Origin of the sequence: Streptomyces huiliensis (assembly GCF_020037025.1) — a bacterium.
Taxonomy (GTDB): domain Bacteria; phylum Actinomycetota; class Actinomycetes; order Streptomycetales; family Streptomycetaceae; genus Streptomyces; species Streptomyces huiliensis.
The window spans coordinates 1-1,393 of record NZ_JAIQLH010000005.1; the positions used below are offsets into that span (position 1 = coordinate 1).

At 74.2% G+C, this 1,393-nt stretch carries 1 protein-coding gene, 3 tRNA genes and 1 pseudogene; 2 read left to right on the forward strand and 3 right to left on the reverse strand.

What is annotated here, in order from left to right:
- Window positions 1–41: 41 nt before the first annotated feature.
- The 3 genes from JNW98_RS01350 to JNW98_RS01360 all read right to left on the reverse strand — a co-directional run bounded on the left by JNW98_RS01350 (window position 42) and on the right by JNW98_RS01360 (window position 326).
- Window positions 42–115 (reverse strand) — tRNA-Phe (locus JNW98_RS01350).
- A gap of 24 nt (window positions 116–139) precedes the next feature.
- Window positions 140–214 (reverse strand) — tRNA-Asp (locus JNW98_RS01355).
- Between the two features lie 39 nt (window positions 215–253).
- Window positions 254–326: transfer RNA gene (locus JNW98_RS01360), tRNA-Glu, on the reverse strand.
- Between the two features lie 196 nt (window positions 327–522).
- On the opposite strand from JNW98_RS01360, the gene JNW98_RS01365 reads away from it, so the two are divergent.
- Together JNW98_RS01365 and JNW98_RS01370 are read left to right on the forward strand one after the other, a co-directional pair.
- A complete protein-coding gene (locus JNW98_RS01365; protein WP_223766173.1) occupies window positions 523–873 on the forward strand; it encodes a metallopeptidase family protein in 351 nt (116 codons plus the stop codon).
- Between the two features lie 246 nt (window positions 874–1,119).
- Window positions 1,120–1,393: pseudogene (locus tag JNW98_RS01370) on the forward strand (hypothetical protein); the annotation flags it as partial.

Genomic DNA, 1,393 nt, shown 5'->3' on the forward strand with positions numbered 1-1,393 from the left:
TCAAACACAGAGGCCCCCGTCCGAAGACGGGGGCCTCACAGTGGCTGGGGCCGGGGTCGAACCGGCGACCTTCCGCTTTTCAGGCGGACGCTCGTACCAACTGAGCTACCCAGCCACGCGAACACCGAGGTGTTCGCAGCGGTCCTGACGGGATTTGAACCCGCGGCCTCCACCTTGACAGGGTGGCGAGCACTCCAAACTGCTCCACAGGACCAAGCTATGTGCGAGAACCAGTCTCGCACACGTTACAGCGTGCCCCCAACGGGATTCGAACCCGTGCTACCGCCTTGAAAGGGCGGCGTCCTGGGCCACTAGACGATGAGGGCTGAATGGCCCACCTGGGCGCTTTGCGGCGCCTCGGGGACGTGAGAAGCATATGGGATGTCGGGAGCGAACGCCAAAACGGTTTGCCGAGGCCATGGGGGGCGCGGGTTCCGGCGGCCGGAGGATGGCCGGAGGGCGGCCGGAGAAGGGCTCGCGCGCGCCCCGCGCCCGGGCCCTCCGTGGCGGACAATGGCGAGCGTGCTGGAGATGACGCGCGAGGAGTTCGAGGAGCTGGTCGCCGAGGGGCTGGACCGGATCCCGCCGGAGCTGACGCGGCTGATGGACAACGTCGCCGTGTTCGTCGAGGACGAGCCTCCGGCGGACGACCCGGAGCTGCTCGGGCTCTACGAGGGGACGCCGCTCACGGAGCGAGGCGAGTGGTACGCGGGGGTGCTGCCGGACCGGATCACCATCTACCGCGGGCCCACGCTGCGCATGTGCGCGACGCGGGAGGAGGTCGTGGCGGAGGTGGAGGTCACCGTGGTGCACGAGGTGGCGCACCACTTCGGGATCGACGACGCGCGGCTGCACGCGCTCGGGTACGGCTGAGCGGGGGCTGCCGCTCGGGGCCGACGGCGGGGAGCGCACACGCGGGTGCCGGGGGGGGGCGGAGCAAGCCGTCCGGCCGGGGTCGGACGTGCGCCCGTCGCTCACCGCGTCGGCCGTCTCGTCGGCGCCGTGTGCCGGAGGCGGACGTTCCGTCTCGGGCCGGTGCGGCGGGGCGCGTGTCCTGCGCGGCGCGGGGCCAGTTGGGCAGGGAGCCTGTCCCCGCGAGTCCCGAAGGCGGTCCCTCCCATGCGCGCGATCCCCGTGCACCCCGCACCCCCCGCGGGCCGGGTGCACCCGGCGTCCACCCGGCTGCACTCGGCGGTGACCCGCCTCGCGGCGGTGGCCGTGGCGACCCTGGCCCTCGGCGGCTGCATGAGCGTGAGCGAGCCGGGGCGGCCGGCCCCCTCCGCGTCCGGGCGGCAGCGCGAGTCCGGGGCCCGGCCGGACGGCGGGAAGACGGCGCGGGACGGGCGGCCGGAGCCGGCGGACGCCAAGGGGGTGCGGGGGGCCGGCGGGAGCC